Below are 4650 nucleotides of genomic sequence, written 5' to 3'. Positions count from 1 at the left end.
GCATCTACCGGAGGAGTCTCAAGCATCGGAATTCCGCCGACACCCATACCCATGTCAACATGACAGGGCAGGGGAGAAACCTTTACGGCTTCCTTAATAAAAGTGACAGCACGTGCCAGGTTCCATGGTGAGGTCTTGCTGGTATTTGTGTTGACAACAGGTCCGAAAACGTTTGCTCCTGCCTTTGCAACAAGTGGAACCTGCTGGTGCGGCCAGAGCCCTGCAAGGGTTGTACCGTCATACTGCAGGTTGCCGTGCATACCGAGTACCATTTCCCCTGCCATTCCGGCTTCTATATACATATCAGGGAATTCCTTTCTGAGAGCTTCAATTGCGTGCAGGGTCCCGTAAAAGTCCGCATCTCCGGCTGCAGCTGTGGTGTCGAAGTTGACCCCGTCTGCTCCCGAGGCAAAGAGCTTCTGCATGATCCAGACTGTATCCCTGGAAAGGTGCTCTGCTGCATGTTCCATTGACTCCCAGGCTTCCTGGATTTTGAAAGCTTTCATGAGGTCGCCGGGGTTTTCAAAAGGCCCATCCGGAGTATAATAAAGCCCCATGTTCGGCATTGCGCCGTAGAAAAGCGGGATAATCATATTCTGCTGGCAGACTTCCATTGCCTGGCATTCATTTGAAACCACGGGTTTTACTGGCTTGAAACTGTAGTCGATGTGCCCGAGTTCCATGGTGTCGGCGCCAAAGGCTCTTTCGTGCATCATGCAGCCGACAAGCCGGCTGGAAGGAATTCCAACTCCGCTGTTGCCCTGGTCCCCATCAAGCCTGATTGTGCCTATATCGTGGGTTACAGGCACTTCCATGCCCTGCTCGACACTGACTGCCTTTCCGGGCATCATAAGGATTTCTGCAAGCTTGTCAATTTCATCAGCACTGAGATCAGGGATTTCTCCAAGGTCTGAGGCATTTGCCATACCTGCCTCAATTTCCTCCATGATCTTTTCTTTTGTGAGGAAGACACGTTTCCCGTCTCCCATCCTCAAAGCATATTCAGTTGCCATTTTTATTCCCTCCATTGATAACTGATATTGACTGAACTTAGATGACTAAACTCAGAATGAGAACCGGGGTTCAGAGCAGCAGTTCTTTTGCCTTTGCGACGGCTTCGCTTGCGTTTTCAGCGTAGCAGTCTGCTCCGATTTTGTCTGCCCAGGCCTGGGTTGCAGGTGCCCCTCCTACCATTACCTTAATACGGCTGCGCAGACCCTCTTCTTTCAGGAGTTCAATAACTCCCCTCTGTCCGGGAAGTGTGGTGGTCATCAGGGCAGAAAGCCCTATCATGTTTGCATTGACTTCTTTTGCCTTCTCGACAAAGTTCTTTATAGGAACATCCCTGCCTATGTCGTGGACTTCAAAACCAGCGGATTGAAGCATGGTTGAGACTATCGACTTGCCAATATCATGCACATCGCCTTCGACTGTCCCATTTACAATTACTCCGAGCTTTTTGCTCTCGCTCCCTGCAGGGAGATCAGCTTCAAGGAATTTGACCCCTGCTGTCATTGCATCAGCAGCCATCATTACATGGGGTAGGAAAAGTTTCCCTCTCTCAAAAAGAATTCCTACCTGGTTCATGCCTGCTGAAAGCCCTTTATCAATGATTTCTGCGGGTTCCATGACCTGCTTTGCTTTTTCAACAGCAGCCAGTACTGCATCCTTTTTACAGGAGATTACCGCATCCGAAAGCTCCTGAATAAGTTCTTCTTTAGTTGCCATTTTTAAACCTCCATTAAGTCAGAAACCCGCTTCAGAATCCGAAGTATCGCTACTAAAGTTTGATTCCTGATTATACATATTATATGTGTAGAATTATATAGCCCAGCCTCTGGTGTTTTTTCTCAATGGTATGGAATTGGAACTTCCGGGAAGCGTTGTGAAGGACAGGAGGTAAAGGATAGGCTCTCTGGTTCAGGCTCAAGTAATGAGGATTTTTAATTGTGTTGAAATTTTCAATCTAAATAAAAACAGGGGCAAAACCAGGATTGAGTTCAGAAATTAAAAAGTGAATTCGATTTTTCAGGAATCGATTCCTTAAGAATCCGGGCCTTATTCATAATACCTCAGCAGGAAACTCGTTAAATCTTTAGATTTAGCGGGTAGTTGACTCGTTACTTTGAATGCATATTCCGGTCATCCAGTACGCAGACCCTGATTGTGCCGGCACTTGTCTGGAAATTCATACAGATATTCAGAGGGGGCTGGTTTTTTTCAAAAACTTCCACATTTTCTTTCGGCTTGCAGAAATAATCGCCCTCAAGCCGGAACTTTTTAAAAAGCTCACATGTTTCACAGAGACAGCCCTCTTTTTTCCCCTCTACCTCGCTCTTGCCTCTGGCACAGAACATCCCTGTGCCCCCCGGATAAGATGGGCAGGTTTTGCAGACGCAGGCTTTCAGGTGGTGGTATGAACTGCAGATCCCGAAATACCTTCCGTATATTTCCCTGGCTTTCAGGGTGATATCGGGCATCTCCCGTGAGAACTCTTCTGCTTCTGCCGCGTCGGCATTTTCTTTGTCTTCTGTTGGAACCTCAAAGTCCAGAACATTCCCCCTATGTAAAAAAGGACATTAATTTATAAGATGTCAAAATATATTGTATATTGGTTGAGGGTTTCATAAATACATTTTTACCTGTGGCCAGGTGGGCCCTGGATTTAAAAAGGCTTTGGAGGATAAGGGATAATATGGGATTCAATCGGGTAACTGAAAGCAACGAACTGATTCATGATGAAGCACTCGAAAGGCAGCGAATTCTGGAAACCGTGATCGACAACAGCCCTATAATGGCTTTTCTCTGGACCCCGGAAAAAGACTGGCCTGCGAAATATGTCTCGGAAAACGTGACCCAGCTGGGGTACAGTGCAGAGGAATTCCTTACGGGCAGGATAATGTATGCAAACATAGTTCATTCCGAGGATATTGACCGGGTAAGAAATGAACTTACAAAGTGCTGCGCGCTGGGAAAAGAACACTTCGTCCAGCGCTACAGGATCCTGACAGGTGAGGGAGAGATCCGCTGGGTTGAAGAAAAGACCTTTATACAGCGCGACGAAAAAGGAAACGTGACCCATTTCCAGGGAATAGTCAGGGACGTCACCTCCGAAATACAAACAGAAAAAGCGTTAAGAGACGCCCTTGAGAGCCAGAAGGCCCTGATGGAAAAACAAAAATCTCTGCTTGAAAGGCAGAAGGCGCTGGAAACCGTAATCAACAACAGCTCAATGGTCGTATTTCTCTGGAAGGCAGAAAAGTACTGGCCCACCCTTTACGTGTCCGAAAACGTCCGGCAGTTTGGGTACACTCCTGAAGATTTCATATCAGGAAGAGTCCTCTACGGTAAAATCGTCCACCCCGAAGACCTGCTCCTTGTAGAACTCGAACTTGAGGAAAACTGCGACGAAGGCGGAAAAGAGTTTAACCGGCAGTACCGCATCCTGACACAGACCGGAGAGGTACGCTGGGTAGAAGAAAAAACCTTTATCCAGCGCAACCAGGAAGGGGAAGTGACCCATTTTCAGGGGATAATCGAAGACATAACCGGAAAGATCAAAAAAGCCTGAGAGAAAAAGAAATTAATAACTTATTTTTTCCAGGAAATTGCAGAAGGCCCGGATTATGGAGAAGATCAGGGCCCACGTACTGCTGCAGTTTTCAAAAGTTCCCGGCAGAATAATGGGAAGAGGTTCTGAATCGGGGAACATTCCTGTCTCCTTTTAAAAATAATTGGCCCTGAAAGAACAGTTTTGCCGCCCTAAGATATTAGGGCCATATTGGGCGGCTTTTCTGCGGATTCCGGAAAATTATTTTGTTTGGTCTTTGACAATATGACCTGCCCGGTTCTCCAGTTATTCATCCCCTGCGAGGTAATCTCCCATGATCTTTATGGCGCAGTATTCGCCGCACATGGAACACGGGCCTGTCATGGGGCACATGTCCCTCGGCCTGTCGGGGTCAAGGGCGAGTTTGATCTGTCCTCCCCAGTCAAAATGGGCACGCTTCTGTGCAAGCAGCAGGTCCCTTTCGCTTACCCCGTATTTCATGGAATCCCCTATGTGGGCAGCTATCCTGAAAGCGAGAAGTCCTTCCCTTACCTGCTCCGGGTTCGGGAGGGAGAGATGTTCTGCAGGGGTTATGTAACACAGGTAGTCCGCCCCTGCCCCACTTGCCATGCTTGCCCCTACCGCACCTGCGATATGGTCATAGCCAAGGGCTACGTCCGTGGGCAGGGGGCCTGCAACGAAAAGGGGAAAAGCTGACCTTGATTTGTATAAATTCACATGTTCCGGGATCTCAGCTGCCCGGATATGTCCGCCCATGCCCTCTATTATTACCTGCACACCTTCCTCGTTTGCTCTTTTCGCAAGGCGGACATTGGTTTCTATCTCCATCAGCTGGGCTCCGTCCCTATAGTCATGGATGCAGCCGCTTCGCATGGTGTTCCCCAGGGAAAGGACGACATCTTTTTTCCTGAGGGTCTCGATTACCTCGTCAAAGTGTTCTATGAAGGGGTTTTCGCAGCCATTTGTAAGCATATAGACACTGGTCAGGGAACCTCCCTTGGAGACCATACCCATCACCCTCCCTACGCCCTTTAGCTTCTCAAGGGTTGCCTTTTCCACGCAGTGCAGCACCACAGAGC

The 4650-nt window shown here is 48.3% G+C and carries 5 protein-coding genes; 1 reads left to right on the top strand and 4 read right to left on the bottom strand.

The genetic code is table 11. The features are described from left to right. The 3 genes from mtbB to EO95_RS12435 form a co-directional block, all read right to left on the bottom strand. Positions 1 to 1013, bottom strand: a 1013-nt coding sequence (gene mtbB, locus EO95_RS12445; RefSeq protein WP_048135051.1) for a [dimethylamine--corrinoid protein] Co-methyltransferase, incomplete at its 3' end; no start/stop codon positions are given. 70 nt (positions 1014 to 1083) lie between these two features. Next, entirely contained in the window at positions 1084 to 1728 is a 645-nt protein-coding gene (gene mtbC, locus EO95_RS12440) for a dimethylamine corrinoid protein MtbC (protein WP_048135050.1), read from the bottom strand. A 392-nt stretch (positions 1729 to 2120) separates the two neighbouring features. Then, entirely contained in the window at positions 2121 to 2480 is a 360-nt protein-coding gene (locus tag EO95_RS12435) for a DUF2769 domain-containing protein (protein ID WP_082106038.1), read from the bottom strand. A 215-nt stretch (positions 2481 to 2695) separates the two neighbouring features. Here EO95_RS12435 and EO95_RS12430 point away from each other — a divergent pair, with 215 nt between their 5' ends. Further along, positions 2696 to 3571 (top strand): PAS domain-containing protein, encoded by an 876-nt coding sequence (locus EO95_RS12430; RefSeq protein WP_048135052.1) that lies wholly within the window; start codon positions 2696 to 2698, stop codon positions 3569 to 3571. A gap of 285 nt (positions 3572 to 3856) precedes the next feature. Here the strand turns inward: EO95_RS12430 and EO95_RS12425 are convergent. Continuing rightward, the coding region (locus EO95_RS12425) for a phosphomethylpyrimidine synthase ThiC (RefSeq protein ID WP_048135049.1) at positions 3857 to 4650 on the bottom strand (794 nt) is incomplete at its 5' end.

It is taken from the genome of Methanosarcina sp. 1.H.T.1A.1, from assembly GCF_000979295.1.
GTDB lineage: Archaea > Halobacteriota > Methanosarcinia > Methanosarcinales > Methanosarcinaceae > Methanosarcina.
Note: the sequence above shows the minus strand (reverse complement) of the source record. Positions and strands in the feature narration are given on the sequence as shown.

What these genes read in the sequence shown, in the direction of transcription:
- EO95_RS12435 (WP_082106038.1), bottom strand. Translation starts at nt 2,480, where the DNA reads ATGCCCGATATCACCCTGAAAGCCAGGGAAATATACGGAAGGTATTTC.
- mtbC (WP_048135050.1), bottom strand. Translation starts at nt 1,728, where the DNA reads ATGGCAACTAAAGAAGAACTTATTCAGGAGCTTTCGGATGCGGTAATC.
- EO95_RS12430 (WP_048135052.1), top strand. Translation starts at nt 2,696, where the DNA reads ATGGGATTCAATCGGGTAACTGAAAGCAACGAACTGATTCATGATGAA.